Genomic DNA, 15,305 nt, shown 5'->3' on the forward strand with positions numbered 1-15,305 from the left:
GAAGACGGCATACGAGATTTCTGCCTGTCTCGTGGGCTCGGAGATGTGTATAAGAGACAGGGCGGGGTCAGCCCATCTCCTCCAGCGCGCGGCCCTTGGTCTCCTTGATGCAGAAGGCCACGAACGGGATGGAGAGCAGCGCGAAAGCCGCGTAGATCACGTACGTCGCCGAGAGGTTCCAGTCGGCGAGGTCCGGGAAGCTGACGGTGATCGCCCAGTTGGCGATCCACTGGGCCGAGGCGGCGACCGACAGGGCCAGCGCGCGGATCCGGTTGGGGAACATCTCGCCGAGCAGGACCCAGACCACGACGCCCCAGGAGAAGGCGAAGCAGAGCACGAAGACGTGCGCGGCGACCAGGGCGACGGTGGCGTGGGTGTTGTCGAGGGTGGCGGTGTCGCCGGTGCCGTGCCGGTAGGAGAACGCCCAGGCAGCGGTGCCCAGCGCGGCCGCCATGCCGATCGAGCCGGCCAGGGCCAGCGGCTTGCGGCCGATCCGGTCCACCAGGACCATCGCGATCACCGTGCCGATCACGTTGACGATCGAGGTGGAGAGGCTGATCAGCAGCGAGTCGGACTCGTTGATGCCGACCGACTGCCAGAGGAGGGACGAGTAGTAGAAGATCACGTTGATGCCGACGAACTGCTGGAACACCGAGGCGCCGATGCCGACCCAGACGATCGGCAGCAGGCCGAAGCGGCCGCCGAGCAGGTCCCCCGGCCGGGGCTTGTGGGCGGACTGCAGCACCGCGCGGATCTCCGCCACCCGGGCGTCCAGGTCCACGCCCTCGCCCTCCACCTCGGCCAGCACCTTGCGGGCCTGCGCCTCGCGGTGGTCGGCGATCAGGAAACGCGGCGACTCGGGGATGGAGAGCGCCATCAGCCCGTACACCAGCGCCGGGATGGCCTCGACGCCGAGCATCCACTGCCAGGCCTGGATGCCGCCGAGGTGGTTGGTGGACTCGCCGCCGGCGCCCTGGTTGAGCGCGTAGTTGGCGAGTTGGGAGATGGTGATGCCGAGCACGATCGCCATCTGCTGGAAGGAGGCGAGCCGGCCGCGGTAGGCGGTCGGCGCGACCTCGGCGATGTAGGTCGGCGCGATCACCGAGGCGATGCCGATCGCGACGCCGCCGACCACGCGCCAGGTGGCGAGGGTCTCGATGTTCGGCGGGAACATCGAGCCGATGCCGCTGGCCGCGAAGAGTGCGGCGGCCAGCAGCATCGTGCGCACCCGGCCGAGGTGGTCGGCGAGCCGGCCGGCGATCACCGCGCCGGCCGCCGAGCCGAGCAGTGCGATGGCCACCACGAAGGCGGTGGTGCCGTGGCCCACCGCGAAGTGCTTCTGGATGCCCGTCACCGCGCCGTTGATCACGGCGCTGTCGTAGCCGAACAGGAAGCCGCCCATGGCGGCGGCCGCCGAGATGAACACCACGTGCCCGAGGTGGGCCTCGCCGGACGCCTGTCGGCTGCTGACTGAGGACACACACGCTCCCGGGGGTGGACGGGCCCGCCCTGACGCCGAGTGGGCAGGGCTCGTCTCACATTCGAGCAGCGCCGGGGGCGGCCTGCCCGACATCGGGGCCGATCGGGCGACGCGGGGTCAGCCGGCGGCGGGCGGTGCGGTGGTGCGCGGTGCGGTGGTGCGCGGTGCGGTGCCGCGCGGCGCGGTGGTGTGGGGTGCGTCGGTGCGCCGCTGGTGGCGGCGGAGCAGCTGGGTACGGGCGGCGGCGTACTGGTCGCGGCCGCGCCCGCGCCCGCGGCCGTCCGCGCGCTCGGCGAGGCGGGCGGCGATCCCGAACTGCGCCTCGGCGGGCTTCTTGTCGTCGTACTTGAACTTGGCCCGCACCTCGTTCACCGTCAGCCGGAGCCCGCGCAGGCCGGGCAGTTGCCGGGCCAGCTCGCCGCCGCCGGGCACCACCCGGACCTCCGGCGTCTCGGGCTGGAAGTGCGCCAGCTGGCGGTTGAGGATCTCCGCCTTGCCGGCGGCGGACTCCACGACCTCGGCGGTGCAGTGGAAGTGCACCGAGGCGTAGTAGCTGGTGGGCGTGCCCGGGGCGCCGCGCCAGTGGCCGGGGGCGAAGGCGTAGCCGTCCGTGACCGCGAGGGTGACCTGCGGGTCGGCGCGTACGGCGGCCAGCAGCGGGTTGGGCGCGGCGAGGTGGAGCAGGATCTCGCCGCGCCCGGCGTCGAGCAGGAAGTGCGTGGGGACGAGCACCGGACCCTCGCCGGGGCCGCCGTTCGCGGCGAGCAGGCCGAAGTCGCGGCCCTCGGCCAGCCAGGCGCGCCATTCGTCCTCGTCGCCGCGGTCCCAGGACCTGATCAGCATGGGTCGCTCCTCGTCAGCGGGGGTAGCCGCGCAGGTGCGCGGGGAGCGGGAGGGTGGTGCCGGGGTGCGGTACGGGGGCGCCGTGCACGGTGGTGACCGGGATCAGGCCGGACCAGTACGGGAGGTCGGTGTCCTCCGGGTCGTCGTCGGCGCCGTCGTCGCGGGTCTTGGCCGAGACCTCGTCCAGCTCCAGCCGGAGGACGGCGGTGGCGGCGAGCTCCTTGGCGTTGGCCGGGCGGACCTCGGCGGAGCGGCCGGGTATCGCGTGGTCGACCAGGGCGTCCAGTGCGACGTCCAGCTCCTGCGGGTCGGTGACCTGGTACGCGGTGCCGTGGGCGACGACGGAGCGGAAGTTCACCGAGTGGTTGAACGCGGACTTGGTCAGCACCAGCGCGTCGACCTGGGTGACGGTGACGCAGACCGGCATGCCCTGCTCGCCGGAGGCGCCGCGCAGCGGGCGGCTGCCGGTGGAGCCGTGGACGTAGAGCCGGCTGCCGACCCGGGCGTAGATGGTCGGCAGGACGACGGGGGCGCCGTCGACGACGAAGCCGAGGTGGCAGATGTAGGCGCTGTCGAGGATGGCGTGGATCGCCTCCTGCTCCCAGGTGGCCCGGTCCTTGTAGCGGGTCGGGGTCGTCCTGGGGGTGCGGGAGTAGGTGGGCGAGCCTTCCGTGGTGTCTGACATGACATCCTCTATGTACTAGTGCATAATTTGCTTTGTGCTAGGAGACTATCCGCTGAAAGGGCGACGCGCCAGCGAAATCGCGGCGCACATCGAACAGGGCGTGAGCAGCGGATTGCTCGCCCCCGGAACCGCGCTGCCCCCGCTGCGCGACCTCGCCGCCGAACTCGGCGTCAACCCCAACACCGTCGCCGCGGCCTACCGCCTGCTGCGCGACCGCGGTGTGATCGAGACCGCCGGCCGCAAGGGCAGCCGGATCCTCCCCAGGCCCGCGCTCACCCCGCGCGACCAGATCCGCATCCCCGTCCCGCCGAACGCCCGGGACCTCTCCGGCGGCAACCCCGACCCGGCACTGCTGCCCGACCTCGCCCCGGCCCTCGCGGCCGCCGCCGAGGCCGCCCGCACCGAACCCGTCCTGTACGGGCACCCGGCCGTCGACCCCGCCCTGCTCGCGCTCGCCCGCGCCTCCTTCGAGGCCGACGGCCTGCCCGGCGGCCCGATCGTCGTCGCCTCCGGCTCGCTCGACACCATCGAGCGCATCCTCGTCGCCCGGCTGCGCCCCGGCGACGCGGTGGCCGTCGAGGACCCGGGCTGGGGCAGCCTGCTCGACCTGCTGCCCGCGATGGGGCTGCGGCAGGTGCCCGTCCGGCTGGACGACGAGGGCCCGCTGCCGGACGCGCTCGCGGCGGCCCTGGCCGAGGGCGTCCGGGCGGTGGTGGTCACCAGCCGGGCGCAGAACCCGACCGGCGCGGCGCTCACCGCCCGCCGGGCCGAGGCGCTGAAGTCCGTCCTGGCCGGGCACCCCGGGGTGCTGCTGATCGAGGACGACCACGGGCACGGCATGGTCGACCAGCCCTACCACCCGCTGGTCGGGGCCGGCTCGCGGCACTGGGCGGTGGTGCGCTCGGCGGCCAAGGCGTACGGGCCGGACCTGCGGCTCTCGGTGGCCGTCGGAGACGAGGAGACGATCGGACGGGTCGCCGGGCGGCTGCGGCTGGGTGCAGGCTGGGTCAGCCACCTGCTGCAGCGCACCGTCGCCGAGCTGTGGCGCAGCGACGCCGCGCCGGTCGCGCAGGTGGCGGCCGTCTACCGGGCCCGGCGGGACGCGCTGTTGGGCGAGCTGGCGGCGCGCGGGATCGAGGCGCACGGGGAGAGCGGGCTGAACGTCTGGGTGCCGGTGCCGGACGAGACCTCGGCGCTGGCGGCGCTGGTGCAGCGCGGCTGGGTCGCGGCGCCCGGCGCCCGGTACCGGATCCAGTCGCCGCCCGGGCTGCGGGTCACCACCGCGCGGCTGGAGGCGGCGCAGGCGCGGGAGTTGGCGGAGGACCTGGCGGCGGTGCTGGGGGCGGGCTCGGGCGGGTCGCGGTTGGTCTGAACCCGTCGGTAACAAAGCGGAAACCTCCCGCAGATACCTAGCGGTAACAGGCGCGGCCATGCCATCTTCATCGCGCCACCGGCCGGCGGTCCACCCTCACCTACGCGTCTTTCCGTGCCCCACACCACGGGAAGACCGAGCCGCAGGAGTTCCGCGTGCCCGAAAACTGTTCAAGCATCACCCGCAGCGCACCTCGACTCGGCCGACGGCTGCTCACCGCAGCCTTCGCCCTCCCGCTCGCCGTCGCGGGCCTGGCCGTCGCCGCACCGGCCCACGCCGCGCCGTCCGCGCCCTCCGCGATCCCCTCCGGGCCCACCGCCAGCGTCTCGCTCGGCGACAGTTACATCTCCGGTGAAGCCGGGCGCTGGAAGGGCAACGCGGCCGGCACCAGCGGCAGCCGCAACGGCACCGACCGGGCCTGGACCGGCAGTTCGTACGACCCCTCGCTGGTCTACGGCACGACCGCCGCGAGCGGCTGCGACCGCTCGGACGTCGCCGAGGTGCTCAGCGCCTCGACCGGCGCCCAGAACGAGATCGACCTGGCCTGCTCGGGCGCCGTCACCGCGAACGTCTTCCGCGCCTCCAACGGCGGCCAGTCGTACAAGGGCGAAGCCCCACAGGCCGACCAACTCGCCGCCGTGGCACGGCAGAACAACGTCAAGCTGATCACCCTGTCGATCGGCGGCAACGACCTGGGCTTCGCGGACGTCATCTCCACCTGCGTACAGGACTACCTGATCTGGTACTCCTACTGCCACGACTCCGCGCAGTCCTCGATCGACGCCAAGATGCCCACGGCGATGGCCGGCGTCGGCAAGGCGATCGACGAGATCCGCGCGGTGATGGCCGACGCGGGCTACGCGCAGACGGACTACCGGCTGGTGCTCCAGTCCTACCCGTCACCGATCCCGCGCAGCGCCGAGATGCGCTACCCGGAGAGCGGCTGGACTCGGTCGAACACCGGCGGCTGCCCGTTCTGGGACGGGGACGCCGACTGGGCCCGCGACTCGATGGTGCCGCAGATCACCCAGGCGCTGGCGGGCGTTGCCTCCTCAAAGGGCGCGCAGTTCCTGGACCTGTCGGACATGCTGCAGGGCCGCGAGGTCTGCTCGACGGCCACCAGGCAGCCGACCAGCAGCTCCGGTCCGTCCGCGACCACCAGCGAGTGGGCGCGTTTCCTCGACGGCGGGCTCAACTCCACCCAGGGCGCGCTGCAGGAGTCGATGCACCCCAACTACTACGGCCAGCAGGCGGTCGGGCGCTGCCTGACATTGCTGTGGGGCCGCCCGAGCGGTGACTACGCCTGCCGCAACACGGCCGGGCAGGACGCCGCCGGGATGTACCTGACCGCGCGGTGACCGTGCGCTCCGGCGCCCCCGCAGCCTCGGCCGCGGGGGCGCCGGAGCGGTGTGCCGGGGTCAGCCCTTGGCGAGCAGGGACTGGGCGTGCGCCCGGACCTGATCCTTCGTCAGATAGGCGTCGGTGTACTCGAAGTCCTGCAGCCGGGCGGGCTGGCGGGCGAGGAAGCCGGTGCGGACGAAGTCGTCCCCGGCCGTCGCGTTGAGCAGCCAGTTGGCGCCCACCCGGAACTTGGCCGCGTTGGTGCGCATCGCCATCAGGTGGTAGCCGCGCGCCACCAGCTGGGCGGGCACCCCGCGCAGCTCGATGCCCAGCGGCTTGGAGACCGCGTCCTTGCCGCCGAGGTCGACCACCAGGCCCAAGTCCTTGTGGTAGTACGGCTCCAGAGGCTTGTTGCGGAGCGAGGAGATCACGTTGTTCGCCGCCGCGCGGCCCTGCCGGGCGGAGTGCTGGGCGGTCGGCGGGCAGACCGCGCCGTCGCCCTTGGCGAGGTCGGGCACGGCGGCGGCGTCACCGAGCGCGAACACCCCCTCGAACTGCGGCACCCGCATCTCCGCCGTCACGGCGAGCCGGCCGCGGACCGTCTCGGCGTCCAGGGTGCCGATCAGCGGGCTCGCGGCCACACCGGCGGTCCAGATCAGCGTGCGGCAGGGCAGCACCCGGCCGTCGGTGAACTTGACGGACTCGGCGCCGACTTCGGCCACCGACACGCCCAGCGACACCTCGATGCCGCGGCCGCGCAGCACCTCCAGGGCGGCCTCGCCGAGCGGGTCGCCGAGCTCCGGCATCAGCTTCGGGGCGATGTCGATCAGGTGCCACTTGATCTGCTGGGCGTCCAGGCGCGGGTAGCGGTGCGCGGCGGCGGTGGTCAACCGCTGCAGGCAGGCGGCCGTCTCGGTGCCCGCGTAGCCGCCGCCGACCACCACGAACTGGAGCCGGGACTCGCGCTCCTTCTGGTCCAAGGTGGCCGAGGCGAGGTCGAGTTGGGCGATCACGTGGTCGCGGACGTAGGCCGCCTCGGCGAGCGTCTTCATGCCCCGGGCGTAGTCGGTGAGACCGGGGATGTCGAAGGTGCGGGTGACGCTGCCGGGGGCGAGCACCAGGATGTCGTACTTCTGCGCGACCACCTCGTCGGTGATCTTGCGGACGACGCAGACCTTGGAGGCCGGGTCCACGCCGATGGCGCCGCCGGGAACGATGTGGGTGCGGCGCAGCGAGCGGCGCAGGGAGACGGCCACGGACTGCGGGGTGAGGACGCCGGCGGCGACGTGGGGGAGGAGGGGGAGGTAGAGCTGGTAGCTGAACGGTGTGACCAGCGTGATCTCGGCCTCCGCGGGCGAGAGCTTGTGTTCGAGGCGGCGGGCGCACTCCAGACCGGCGAAGCCACCGCCCACGATCAGGATCCGAGGTCGTTCCATCGCTCATCCCTTTGCCGTGAAGGTCCCCATTACTGTCCGCCACACTCGCACGGAGCAGCGGGGGCTGCCACTGGGGTGGGGCGGATGAGGGAGGGAGGAACGGGGGCTGGGTGGGGGGTGAAGGTGGGGGTGGTGAGGGTGCGGGCAGAGCGGGGGCGGTGGCACCGATAGGCTGTCGGTCGTGCTACCCGAGGTGACGGCGATCCGGTACGTGACGCCACTGCGAGAAGGCGGCTCGATGCCGGGCCTGGTCGAGGCCGACGATCGGCGGCTCTACGCGCTGAAATGGGTCGGTGCGGCGCAGGGGCGCAAGGCGTTGGTGGCGGAGGTGCTGGCCGGGGAACTGGGGCGGCGGCTCGGGCTGCCGGTGCCGGAGCTGGTGACCGTGGACCTGGACCCGGTGCTCGCGCGCAGCGAGCCGGACCACCAGATCCAGGACCAGATGCGGGCCAGTGGCGGGACCAACCTCGGCATGGCCTTCGTCAGCGGCGCGCTCAACTTCGACCCGCTCTGCTTCGAGGTGGATCCCGAACTCGCGGGCCGGGTGCTCTGGTTCGACGCGCTGATCGGCAACGTCGACCGGTCCTGGCGCAACCCCAACCTGCTGGTGGCCACCGGCGGGCTGCGGCTGATCGACCACGGGGCGAGCCTGATCTTCCACCACAACTGGCCGGGTGCCGCCGCCTGGACCCGCCGTCCGTACGACGCCTCCGACCACGCGCTGCTGAGCGCCGGGCCGGATCTGGAGGCGGCGGACAAGGCGCTGGCGCCGCTCGCGGAGGCGGCGATCGAGGGCGCGGTGGCGCAGATCCCGGAGGTGTGGCTGATGGACGAGTTCGGCTTCGACTCGCCCGACGAGGTGCGCGCCGCGTACCGTGCCCAGCTGACCGGGCGACTGGCCGGTCCGCGTGACTGGCTGCCGGAGGTGCCCGCATGACCGAGTCGTCGACGCCCGCGCTGCCGGCCATCGTCGAACTGCACGACTACGAGTACGCCGTGATCCGTGCGGTGCCGAGGGTCGAGCGCGGTGAGTGCGTCAACGTGGGGGTGCTGCTGTACTGCCGGCAGAGTTCGCACCTGGCGGCGCGGACCCACCTGGACCAGGCCCGGTTGTTGGCGCTGGACCCGGTGGCGGACGTGCAGGGGGTGCGGCGGGCGCTGCACGGGATCGAGGCGGTGTGCCAGGGCGGCCCGCAGGCCGGGCCGGCGGCCGGGGACAGCCCCGGGCAGCGGTTCCGCTGGCTGACCGCGCCGCGCAGCGCGATCGTCCAGCCGGGGCCGGTGCACACCGGGCTGACCGCGGACCCGGATGCGGAGCTGCGGCGGCTGTTCGACCAGTTGGTGCTCTGACCGCGGCTGCGGCCGGGGCCGTGAGCGCGGCGGTGGGCGGGAGTGTGAGGCGGCTCGCCGACGGTTGCCCTGGTCAAAGCTTGAGTTGCTGAAGCACCTGGTCGTACCCTGACCCCATGGGTTCGACAGCGACGACGACCGTACCGACCAACGCCGAGCTGATGGAGGCGTTGGCCGCCGTCGGCGCCGCGTACTTCCAGGACTTCGCGGCGGCCGCGGCCCGACACGGCCTCTCCTCCTCGCAGGCCAAGGCGCTGGGCGCGGTGCAGGAGCCGGTGCCGATGCGCGCACTGGCCGGGCGACTGGGCTGTGACGCGTCGAACGTCACCGGGATCGTGGACCGGCTGGAGTCGCTGGGCCTGGCCAACCGGGCGGCGGCGGCCGGCGACCGCCGGGTGAAGATCGTGGTGATCACGGCCGAGGGCCGGGAGATCCTGAACCGCATCCGGAGCGAGATGGCCCGCACCCACCAGGCCTTCGAGGCGATGACCGACGAGCAGCGGATCGCCCTGCACTCGATCTGCGGGCAGGTCCTGCCGGTGCTGGCCGGCCGGACGGGCGGAGCGCAGTAGGACCTGCGCCCGCCCGGCCCACCCCATCCGCCGCCGTCCGGCGTGACCTCGGCTGTTACTCTTGCGAAGCGTGAGCGCGAAGCCCCAGATCCCCAATGTCCTGGCCTCCCGGTACGCCTCGGCGACCCTGGCCCAGCTGTGGTCCCCCGAGCACAAGGTGGTCCTTGAGCGCCACCTGTGGCTCGCCGTCCTGAAGGCCCAGCAGGACCTCGGCGTCGAGGTTCCGGCGACCGCCGTCGCCGACTACGAGCGGGTGATCGACCAGGTCGACCTCGGCTCGATCGCCGCCCGTGAGCGGGTCACCCGCCACGACGTGAAGGCCCGCATCGAGGAGTTCAGCGAACTCGCCGGCCACGAGCAGATCCACAAGGGGATGACCTCCCGGGACCTGACCGAGAACGTCGAGCAGTTGCAGGTCCGCCAGTCGCTGGAGCACGTGCGGGACCGTACGGTGGCCGTGCTGGTGCGCCTGGCCAAGCTGGCCGCCCAGCACTCCGAGCTGGTCATGGCCGGCCGCTCGCACAACGTGGCCGCGCAGGCCACCACCCTGGGCAAGCGCTTCGCGTCGATCACCGACGAGCTGCTGGTCGCCTTCCGCCGCCTGGAGGAGCTGATCGCCCGCTACCCGCTGCGCGGGATCAAGGGCCCGGTCGGCACCGCCCAGGACATGCTGGACCTCCTCGGTGGCGACACCGAGAAGCTCGCCGAGCTGGAGCGCCGGGTCGCCGGGCACCTCGGCTTCGAGAACGTCCTCACCAGCGTCGGCCAGGTCTACCCGCGCTCGCTGGACTTCGAGGTGCTCACCGCCCTCGTCCAGCTGGCCGCCGCGCCGTCCAGCCTGGCCAAGACCATCCGTCTGATGGCCGGCCACGAGCTGGTCACGGAGGGCTTCAAGGAGGGTCAGGTCGGCTCCTCCGCGATGCCGCACAAGATGAACACCCGCTCCTGCGAGCGCGTCAACGGCCTGGCCGTCATCCTGCGCGGCTACGCGTCGATGACCGGCGAGCTGGCCGGCGACCAGTGGAACGAGGGCGACGTCTCCTGCTCGGTGGTGCGCCGGGTCGCGCTGCCGGACGCCTTCTTCGCCTTCGACGGCCTGCTGGAGACCTTCCTGACCGTCCTCGACGAGTTCGGCGCCTTCCCTGCCGTGATCGAGGCCGAGCTGGACCGCTACCTGCCGTTCCTGGCCACCACCAAGGTGCTGATGGGTGCGGTGCGCGCGGGCGTCGGCCGGGAGACCGGACACGAGGTCATCAAGGAGCACGCCGTCGCCTCCGCGCTGGCGATGCGTGCGGGCGCCCGGGAGAACGAGCTGCTGGACCGCCTGGCCGCGGACGAGCGGATCCCGCTGGACCGGGCCGCGCTGGACGCGCTGCTGGCCGACCGGCTCTCCTTCACCGGCGCGGCCGGCGCCCAGGTCGCCGAGGTGGTCCGCCAGGTGGAGGCCGTCGCGGCCGCCTACCCGGAGGCCGCCAAGTACGCGCCCGCCGACATTCTCTGACGATCGGTCAGTTCTCGGGCGAGGGCCCCGCTGCCGGACCGGTGGCGGGGCTCTCGTGCGTGTGGACGTGGCCCGGGTCGAACGGCGGGGTGGTGGTGCCGCAGGGCCAGTCGCAGTTCGGCTCGGCCACCGGGTGCGCCTCGGGGGCGAGGACGTTGCCCCGGACGGTGACGAAGGCGACCAGCCCGCCGGCGGCCAGCAGGCCCGCGCAGATCAGCATCGCGGTGTGGAAGGCGGAGTCGACCGCCGACGGCACCCGGTAGGCGTCGCCGCTCAGCCCGGCCAGCGCCGGGAGGGCGGCCACCGCGAGCAGGCCGGCCGCGCGGGCGGCGGCGTTGTTGACCCCGCTGGCGATGCCCGCGTGCCGGACCTCGACGGCGGCCAGCACGGTGGCCGTCAGCGGTGCGACCAGCAGGGTCATTCCGCAGCCCATCACCGTGACGGCGGGCAGCACGTCCGCCCAGTAGGAGGAGCCCGGGCCGGTGCGCAGCATCAGCAGCACCCCGGCGGCGCACAGCAGCGGGCCGACGGTGAGCGGGATCCGCGGGCCGATCCGCTTGCCCAGGCGCCCGGCGCGGGCCGACAGCGCCAGCATCAGCACGGTGATCGGCACCAGCGCGAAGCCCGAGACCAGCGGCGAGAACCCGGAGACGATCTGCAGCTGCACCACCAGCAGGAAGAAGACGCCGCTGAACGCCGCGTACACGCACAGGGTGACCAGGTTCACGGCGGTGAACAGCCGGGAGGAGAACAGCCCGAGGGGCAGCATCGGCTCGGCCGCCCGCTGTTCGACGGCGACGAAGGCGGCGCCGAGCGCCACGCCGATCGCCCCGGTGACCCAGACCGTGGGGGACACGCCCTCCCCGGCCGCGGTCAGCGCGTAGGTGATCGCGCCGAGGGCGAGCGCGGCGAGCACCGCGCCGAGCGCGTCGAAGCGGCCGGAGGCGCTCTCGTCCCGGCTCTCCGGGACGTACCGGGTGGTGACGGCGATCACGGCGGCGGCGAGCGGCAGGTTCAGCAGGAAGATCCAGCGCCAGCCGGGGCCGTCCACCAGCCAGCCGCCGAGGAAGGGGCCGACCGCGGCCGACACCCCGCCCAGGCCGGACCAGAGGCCGACGGCGGCCGAGCGGTCGTCAGGGTGGAAGACGGCCTGGAGCATGGCGAGCGAGCCGGGGGTGAGCAGCGCCCCGCCGATGCCCTGGACGGCGCGGGCGGCGACCAGCACCTGGATGTTCGGTGCGGCGGCGCAGGCCGCGGAGGCGGCGGCGAACCAGACCACGCCGATCAGGAAGACCCGGCGCCGGCCGTACCGGTCGCCGAGTGCGCCGCCGAGCAGGATCAGGCCCGCCAGGGTGAGCAGATAGGCGTTCAGGGTCCATTGCAGGGACGCGAGGGAGGCGCCGAGGTCGACGCCGATGCGGGGCAGGGCGACGTTCACCACGGTGCCGTCGAGCATCGCCATGCTGGAGCCGAGCACGGTTGCCAGGAGTACCCAGCGACCCTGCGCGGTGCTCAGGCGCAGGGTGCCGGCTTCGGAGGTGGCCACGGCCCGATCCTGCGCCCCCGGGGCGTACGTGACAAGGCTCACCGGAGGGTGTGTCGGTGATTGACGGCGTGTGGGCGGATCGTTGCGGAGCGTCGTCGAGTTCGGCGCAGGGTCGTGGATCAGTGGCGCGGGGTGAATGGATTGTGTACGGACCGTATGGTCGGACGTGCGGAGGGTGACCGGGGTGCGGGGGATGGTTGCCGATTCAAGAGATCGACATTGCTTCACCCGAACGGATGGGTTTTAGTTCAGCGACCGCCCGGCCAGCCCGGACGGATCCGCCGGGTGGAACGCCGAGTCCTGCCGCTGCCCGGTGGTTCGAACTGAACTCTGTACGGCAGGAGCGGGGGACCCACAGGTAAGTCGCCGGACCGGAGTTCGCGCCTCAGGGCGCGGGCGTCCAGGGCCGGCTTGGGGTGAAGCCGCGCATGCGGCCGGGCAACTCCAGCCCGAACCCGACAGCTCACCTCGCAGGCGTCGGAGAGGAAACTTCCATGCCTGCTCAGGCTCGTCGTATCGCCCTGCCCCGCGCCGCCCGCATCGGCATCGGCATCGCCGTCACCGGTGTCTCCTTCGCCCTTCCGCTCGTGACCGCGATGAACGCCCAGGCCCACACCGCCCCGGTCGCCCCGGTCGCCCCGGTCGCCCAGGCCCACACCGCCCCGGTCGCCCAGGCCACCCCCGGCGCCGAGGCCAAGCCCGCCGCCCCGGCCGCCGCGCCCGCCGCCGCGCCCGCCGCCCACGAGAGCTACCGCGTCGTCAGCGGCGACTCCCTGTCCAAGATCGCCGAGGCCAAGCGCGTCGACGGCGGCTGGCAGGCGCTGTACGAGCAGAACCGCTCGGTCGTCGGCGCCAACCCGAACCTGATCTTCCCGGGCCAGCAGCTCGCGATCGCCGGCCACGCCGCCGCGCCGTCCGCCGACGCCGCTCCGGCCAAGCCCGCCGCGCCGGTCACCCAGGCCGCCTCGGCCGCCAAGCCGAAGGCCCAGCTCCAGGTCACGACCGAGGTCGCCAAGCCGTCCGCCCCGGTGCAGACCCAGGTGCAGACCGCCGCCCCGGCCCCGGCCGTGACGGCCGCTCCGGTCGCCGCCACCTCCGGCTACGTCGCGCCGCTGGCCCACCCGGTCCTCGGTGAGGCCTACGGCGTGGCCGGCTCGATGTGGGCCTCCGGCCACCACACCGGCCAGGACTTCGTCGCCTCCACCGGCACCCCGCTGCGCGCCGTCGCCAACGGTGTCGTGGTCAAGGCCGGCAACGGCGGCGCCTACGGCAACGAGGTCGAGATCAAGCTCGCCGACGGCAAGTACGCCCAGTACGCGCACCTCTCCTCGATCGGCGTGACGATCGGTCAGAGCGTCACCGTCGGCCAGCAGATCGGCCTCTCCGGTGCCACCGGTAACGTGACCGGCCCGCACCTGCACTTCGAGATCCGCACCGGTCCGGAGTACGGCTCGGACATCGACCCGGTCGCCTACCTGCGCGCGCACGGCGTCGCGCTCTGACCCTGTCGGGGTCTCAGGAACCACCGCTGCTGCGGAGCGAATCGATCCTCCGGGATGGTCATGTCGGGTGACCGCTCGACCGGGTGATCGCCGCACGGCGGACATGGGCGCGGGACACGCCCAAGGCCGGCCCGGCTCGCGAGATTCAACCCCCTCTCGCGGGCCGGGCCGGCCGCTGCCGTTTTCCGGTCCGGTGGCGTCGGGCAGGTGGTGTCGGTCCGGTGGCGCTCGGTCAGGTGCGGTGGGCGGGCTGGCCGTACTGGGCGGCGGACAGCAGGTCGTGCATCCGGTGGCCGAAGTCCTCGGTGTCGCGGGCCGGTTCGGGGAAGACCAGGCGGACGTCGCGGTGGCCGTCCGGGTGGTCCAGGCGCAGCAGCAGGCCGTGGCGGTCCAGGGCGAGCGGGCGGACGTCCGGGGTGCGGGCGAGCAGCGCCGGGTCGAGCAGGCGGGTGAGCACGTCGAGGGCGTCGGCGTGGTCGTCGGCGAGGTGGGTGAGCAGCGCGGCCTCGTGCCGGGCCAGCGGGTCGGCGGTGGCGCGGGCGAGGTCGGTGGCGGTGATCGCGCCGGTGCCGTACGGGGTGGCGAGGACGGCGTGGGCGACGTCCACGCGCAGGTGGACGCTGAGGCCGTCGTCGGCGAGGTGGGCCAGGTGCAGCCGGCCGGCCAGGGTGAGGCGGGCGCGGATGCGGTCGCGGACGGCGACGGGGGCGACGTCGGTGACGTCGAGGACGACGGCGAGGCCGTCGGTGGCGTGGGCGGCGGCCGCGGTGAGCGGGGCGTCCAGTGGGGCGCGCATCCGCAGGTGGGAGCCGTGGACGGAGACCGGGGTGTCCAGGTCGTGGTGCTCGCCCAGGGCGCGGACGGTGAGCGAGGAGGTCGTGCCGAGCAGGCTGTGGATCCGTTCGGCGGTGGTGGGCTCGGGTGCCTCGGTGTCGCCGGTGGGCTGGCTCATGGACGGACCTCCAGTTGGTTAGGTGAGCCTAACCTAATGTCCGCTCAGGGGTGTGGCAAGCAGGCGTCCGGAGGTGCCGAAGGGCCTGGACGCGCGGAGGCGTCCGGGCCCTTCGGGGGGCTGTGGTGCGCCGGGTCTGCGCCTTCACGTCGCCGTGGTGGAGGGGTACTCGCCGGTCGCCGGGTCCTGCGGGCCCTGGCCGGAGACCTGCAGGATCGGGCCCTTGCGCACGCCCTGGGAGAACATCCAGGCGGGGGCGGGGGCGCCGTCGGTGCGGATCTCGACCTTCTCGACGGTCTGGGGGTGTTCGAAGGCCATGGGGTGCAGGATTCCTTACAGTCGGTGACGGATCGTCAGTTGCGCTCGGGGTGGCCGAAGTCGGCCGAGACCATGCGGGTGGTGGCGAGCAGTTGGGGCAGGAGGTCCAGCACCTGCTCGTACGGCAGGACGACGTCCGGGACCGTTCGGCCCCGGCTACCTCAAGGGCCTGCGCGGCCCCTACCCCGGCGTCCCACTCGTGGCCTCCGGCGGGGTGAACGCGGGCAACGCCGCGGAGTTCCTGGCGCAGGGCGCGCTCGCGGTCTGCGCGGGGACGGACGTGGTGCCGCCGGACGCGGTCGCGGCGGGGGAGTGGGCGGAGATCACCCGGCGGGCCCGGGCGTTCACGCAGGCCTGCGGGGTCGAGGCGCGGGCCCGGTAGCGGATCGGTGAACCGGTAGCGGACC

Annotated in this window: 15 protein-coding genes and 1 riboswitch; of the genes, 8 read left to right on the forward strand and 7 right to left on the reverse strand. The window is 73.3% G+C overall.

Annotation, left to right across the window (positions count from 1 at the left end):
• Positions 1-67 precede the first annotated feature (67 nt).
• From OP86_RS05075 to OP86_RS05085, 3 genes are all read right to left on the reverse strand, one after another.
• Positions 68-1,480, reverse strand: a complete 1,413-nt coding sequence (locus tag OP86_RS05075; RefSeq protein WP_030256480.1) for a sugar porter family MFS transporter — start codon at positions 1,478-1,480, stop codon at positions 68-70.
• A 117-nt stretch (positions 1,481-1,597) separates the two neighbouring features.
• On the reverse strand, positions 1,598-2,323 hold the full coding sequence (locus OP86_RS05080; RefSeq protein ID WP_063832296.1) for an FMN-binding negative transcriptional regulator: 726 nt from the start codon (positions 2,321-2,323) through the stop codon (positions 1,598-1,600).
• A 13-nt stretch (positions 2,324-2,336) separates the two neighbouring features.
• The gene (locus OP86_RS05085) at positions 2,337-3,008 is read right to left on the reverse strand and encodes a pyridoxamine 5'-phosphate oxidase family protein (protein ID WP_033331042.1); all 672 of its coding nucleotides are present in this window, start codon (positions 3,006-3,008) and stop codon (positions 2,337-2,339) included.
• A gap of 34 nt (positions 3,009-3,042) precedes the next feature.
• Here OP86_RS05085 and OP86_RS05090 point away from each other — a divergent pair, with 34 nt between their 5' ends.
• Positions 3,043-4,380, forward strand: a complete 1,338-nt coding sequence (locus OP86_RS05090) for an aminotransferase class I/II-fold pyridoxal phosphate-dependent enzyme (protein ID WP_030256487.1) — start codon at positions 3,043-3,045, stop codon at positions 4,378-4,380.
• Positions 4,381-4,535: 155 nt separating this feature from the next.
• The gene (locus OP86_RS05095; protein ID WP_234434864.1) at positions 4,536-5,738 is read left to right on the forward strand and encodes a GDSL-type esterase/lipase family protein; all 1,203 of its coding nucleotides are present in this window, start codon (positions 4,536-4,538) and stop codon (positions 5,736-5,738) included.
• Positions 5,739-5,798: 60 nt separating this feature from the next.
• On the opposite strand, the gene OP86_RS05100 is transcribed toward OP86_RS05095, so the two are convergent.
• Positions 5,799-7,157, reverse strand: a complete 1,359-nt coding sequence (locus OP86_RS05100; protein ID WP_030060671.1) for an NAD(P)/FAD-dependent oxidoreductase — start codon at positions 7,155-7,157, stop codon at positions 5,799-5,801.
• Between the two features lie 181 nt (positions 7,158-7,338).
• Between OP86_RS05100 and OP86_RS05105 the strand changes: the two genes are divergently transcribed.
• The 4 genes from OP86_RS05105 (at position 7,339) to purB (ending at position 10,580) form a co-directional block, all read left to right on the forward strand.
• On the forward strand, positions 7,339-8,094 hold the full coding sequence (locus OP86_RS05105; protein WP_030061329.1) for a HipA family kinase: 756 nt from the start codon (positions 7,339-7,341) through the stop codon (positions 8,092-8,094).
• Positions 8,091-8,507, forward strand: coding sequence for a DUF3037 domain-containing protein (locus OP86_RS05110; RefSeq protein WP_051829703.1), 417 nt, complete (start codon positions 8,091-8,093; stop codon positions 8,505-8,507). The genes OP86_RS05105 and OP86_RS05110 overlap by 4 nt, the downstream gene beginning before the upstream one ends.
• Before the next feature lie 116 nt (positions 8,508-8,623).
• A complete protein-coding gene (locus OP86_RS05115; protein WP_030256493.1) occupies positions 8,624-9,079 on the forward strand; it encodes a MarR family winged helix-turn-helix transcriptional regulator in 456 nt (151 codons plus the stop codon).
• 70 nt (positions 9,080-9,149) lie between these two features.
• On the forward strand, positions 9,150-10,580 hold the full coding sequence (purB, locus tag OP86_RS05120; protein ID WP_030061326.1) for an adenylosuccinate lyase: 1,431 nt from the start codon (positions 9,150-9,152) through the stop codon (positions 10,578-10,580).
• A gap of 7 nt (positions 10,581-10,587) precedes the next feature.
• On the opposite strand, the gene OP86_RS05125 is transcribed toward purB, so the two are convergent.
• The gene (locus OP86_RS05125; protein ID WP_051829704.1) at positions 10,588-12,126 is read right to left on the reverse strand and encodes an MFS transporter; all 1,539 of its coding nucleotides are present in this window, start codon (positions 12,124-12,126) and stop codon (positions 10,588-10,590) included.
• Positions 12,127-12,437: 311 nt separating this feature from the next.
• A riboswitch (cyclic di-AMP (ydaO/yuaA leader) is annotated at positions 12,438-12,618 on the forward strand.
• Positions 12,619-12,620: 2 nt separating this feature from the next.
• On the opposite strand from OP86_RS05125, the gene OP86_RS05130 reads away from it, so the two are divergent.
• Entirely contained in the window at positions 12,621-13,628 is a 1,008-nt protein-coding gene (locus OP86_RS05130; protein WP_030061324.1) for a M23 family metallopeptidase, read from the forward strand.
• Positions 13,629-13,860: 232 nt separating this feature from the next.
• Here OP86_RS05130 and OP86_RS05135 read toward each other — a convergent pair whose 3' ends face one another.
• Together OP86_RS05135 and OP86_RS34570 are read right to left on the reverse strand one after the other, a co-directional pair.
• Positions 13,861-14,580, reverse strand: coding sequence for a DUF2470 domain-containing protein (locus OP86_RS05135; RefSeq protein ID WP_030061323.1), 720 nt, complete (start codon positions 14,578-14,580; stop codon positions 13,861-13,863).
• 144 nt (positions 14,581-14,724) lie between these two features.
• The gene (locus tag OP86_RS34570) at positions 14,725-14,898 is read right to left on the reverse strand and encodes a RidA family protein (protein ID WP_234434865.1); all 174 of its coding nucleotides are present in this window, start codon (positions 14,896-14,898) and stop codon (positions 14,725-14,727) included.
• Positions 14,899-15,067: 169 nt separating this feature from the next.
• On the opposite strand from OP86_RS34570, the gene OP86_RS05140 reads away from it, so the two are divergent.
• A complete protein-coding gene (locus OP86_RS05140) occupies positions 15,068-15,280 on the forward strand; it encodes a hypothetical protein (protein WP_199815163.1) in 213 nt (70 codons plus the stop codon).
• Positions 15,281-15,305: the final 25 nt, after the last annotated feature.

Origin of the sequence: Streptomyces novaecaesareae (assembly GCF_000716875.1) — a bacterium.
In the GTDB taxonomy this organism is placed as follows: Bacteria; Actinomycetota; Actinomycetes; order Streptomycetales; family Streptomycetaceae; genus Kitasatospora; species Kitasatospora novaecaesareae.

Bases quoted from the DNA above. Each gene is read 5' to 3' on its own strand.
- OP86_RS05080 (WP_063832296.1), bottom strand. From the start codon at position 2,323: ATGCTGATCAGGTCCTGGGACCGCGGCGACGAGGACGAATGGCGCGCC.
- OP86_RS05115 (WP_030256493.1), top strand. From the start codon at position 8,624: ATGGGTTCGACAGCGACGACGACCGTACCGACCAACGCCGAGCTGATG.
- OP86_RS05130 (WP_030061324.1), top strand. From the start codon at position 12,621: ATGCCTGCTCAGGCTCGTCGTATCGCCCTGCCCCGCGCCGCCCGCATC.
- OP86_RS05100 (WP_030060671.1), bottom strand. From the start codon at position 7,157: ATGGAACGACCTCGGATCCTGATCGTGGGCGGTGGCTTCGCCGGTCTG.
- OP86_RS34570 (WP_234434865.1), bottom strand. From the start codon at position 14,898: ATGGCCTTCGAACACCCCCAGACCGTCGAGAAGGTCGAGATCCGCACC.
- OP86_RS05110 (WP_051829703.1), top strand. From the start codon at position 8,091: ATGACCGAGTCGTCGACGCCCGCGCTGCCGGCCATCGTCGAACTGCAC.
- OP86_RS05085 (WP_033331042.1), bottom strand. From the start codon at position 3,008: ATGTCAGACACCACGGAAGGCTCGCCCACCTACTCCCGCACCCCCAGG.
- OP86_RS05135 (WP_030061323.1), bottom strand. From the start codon at position 14,580: ATGAGCCAGCCCACCGGCGACACCGAGGCACCCGAGCCCACCACCGCC.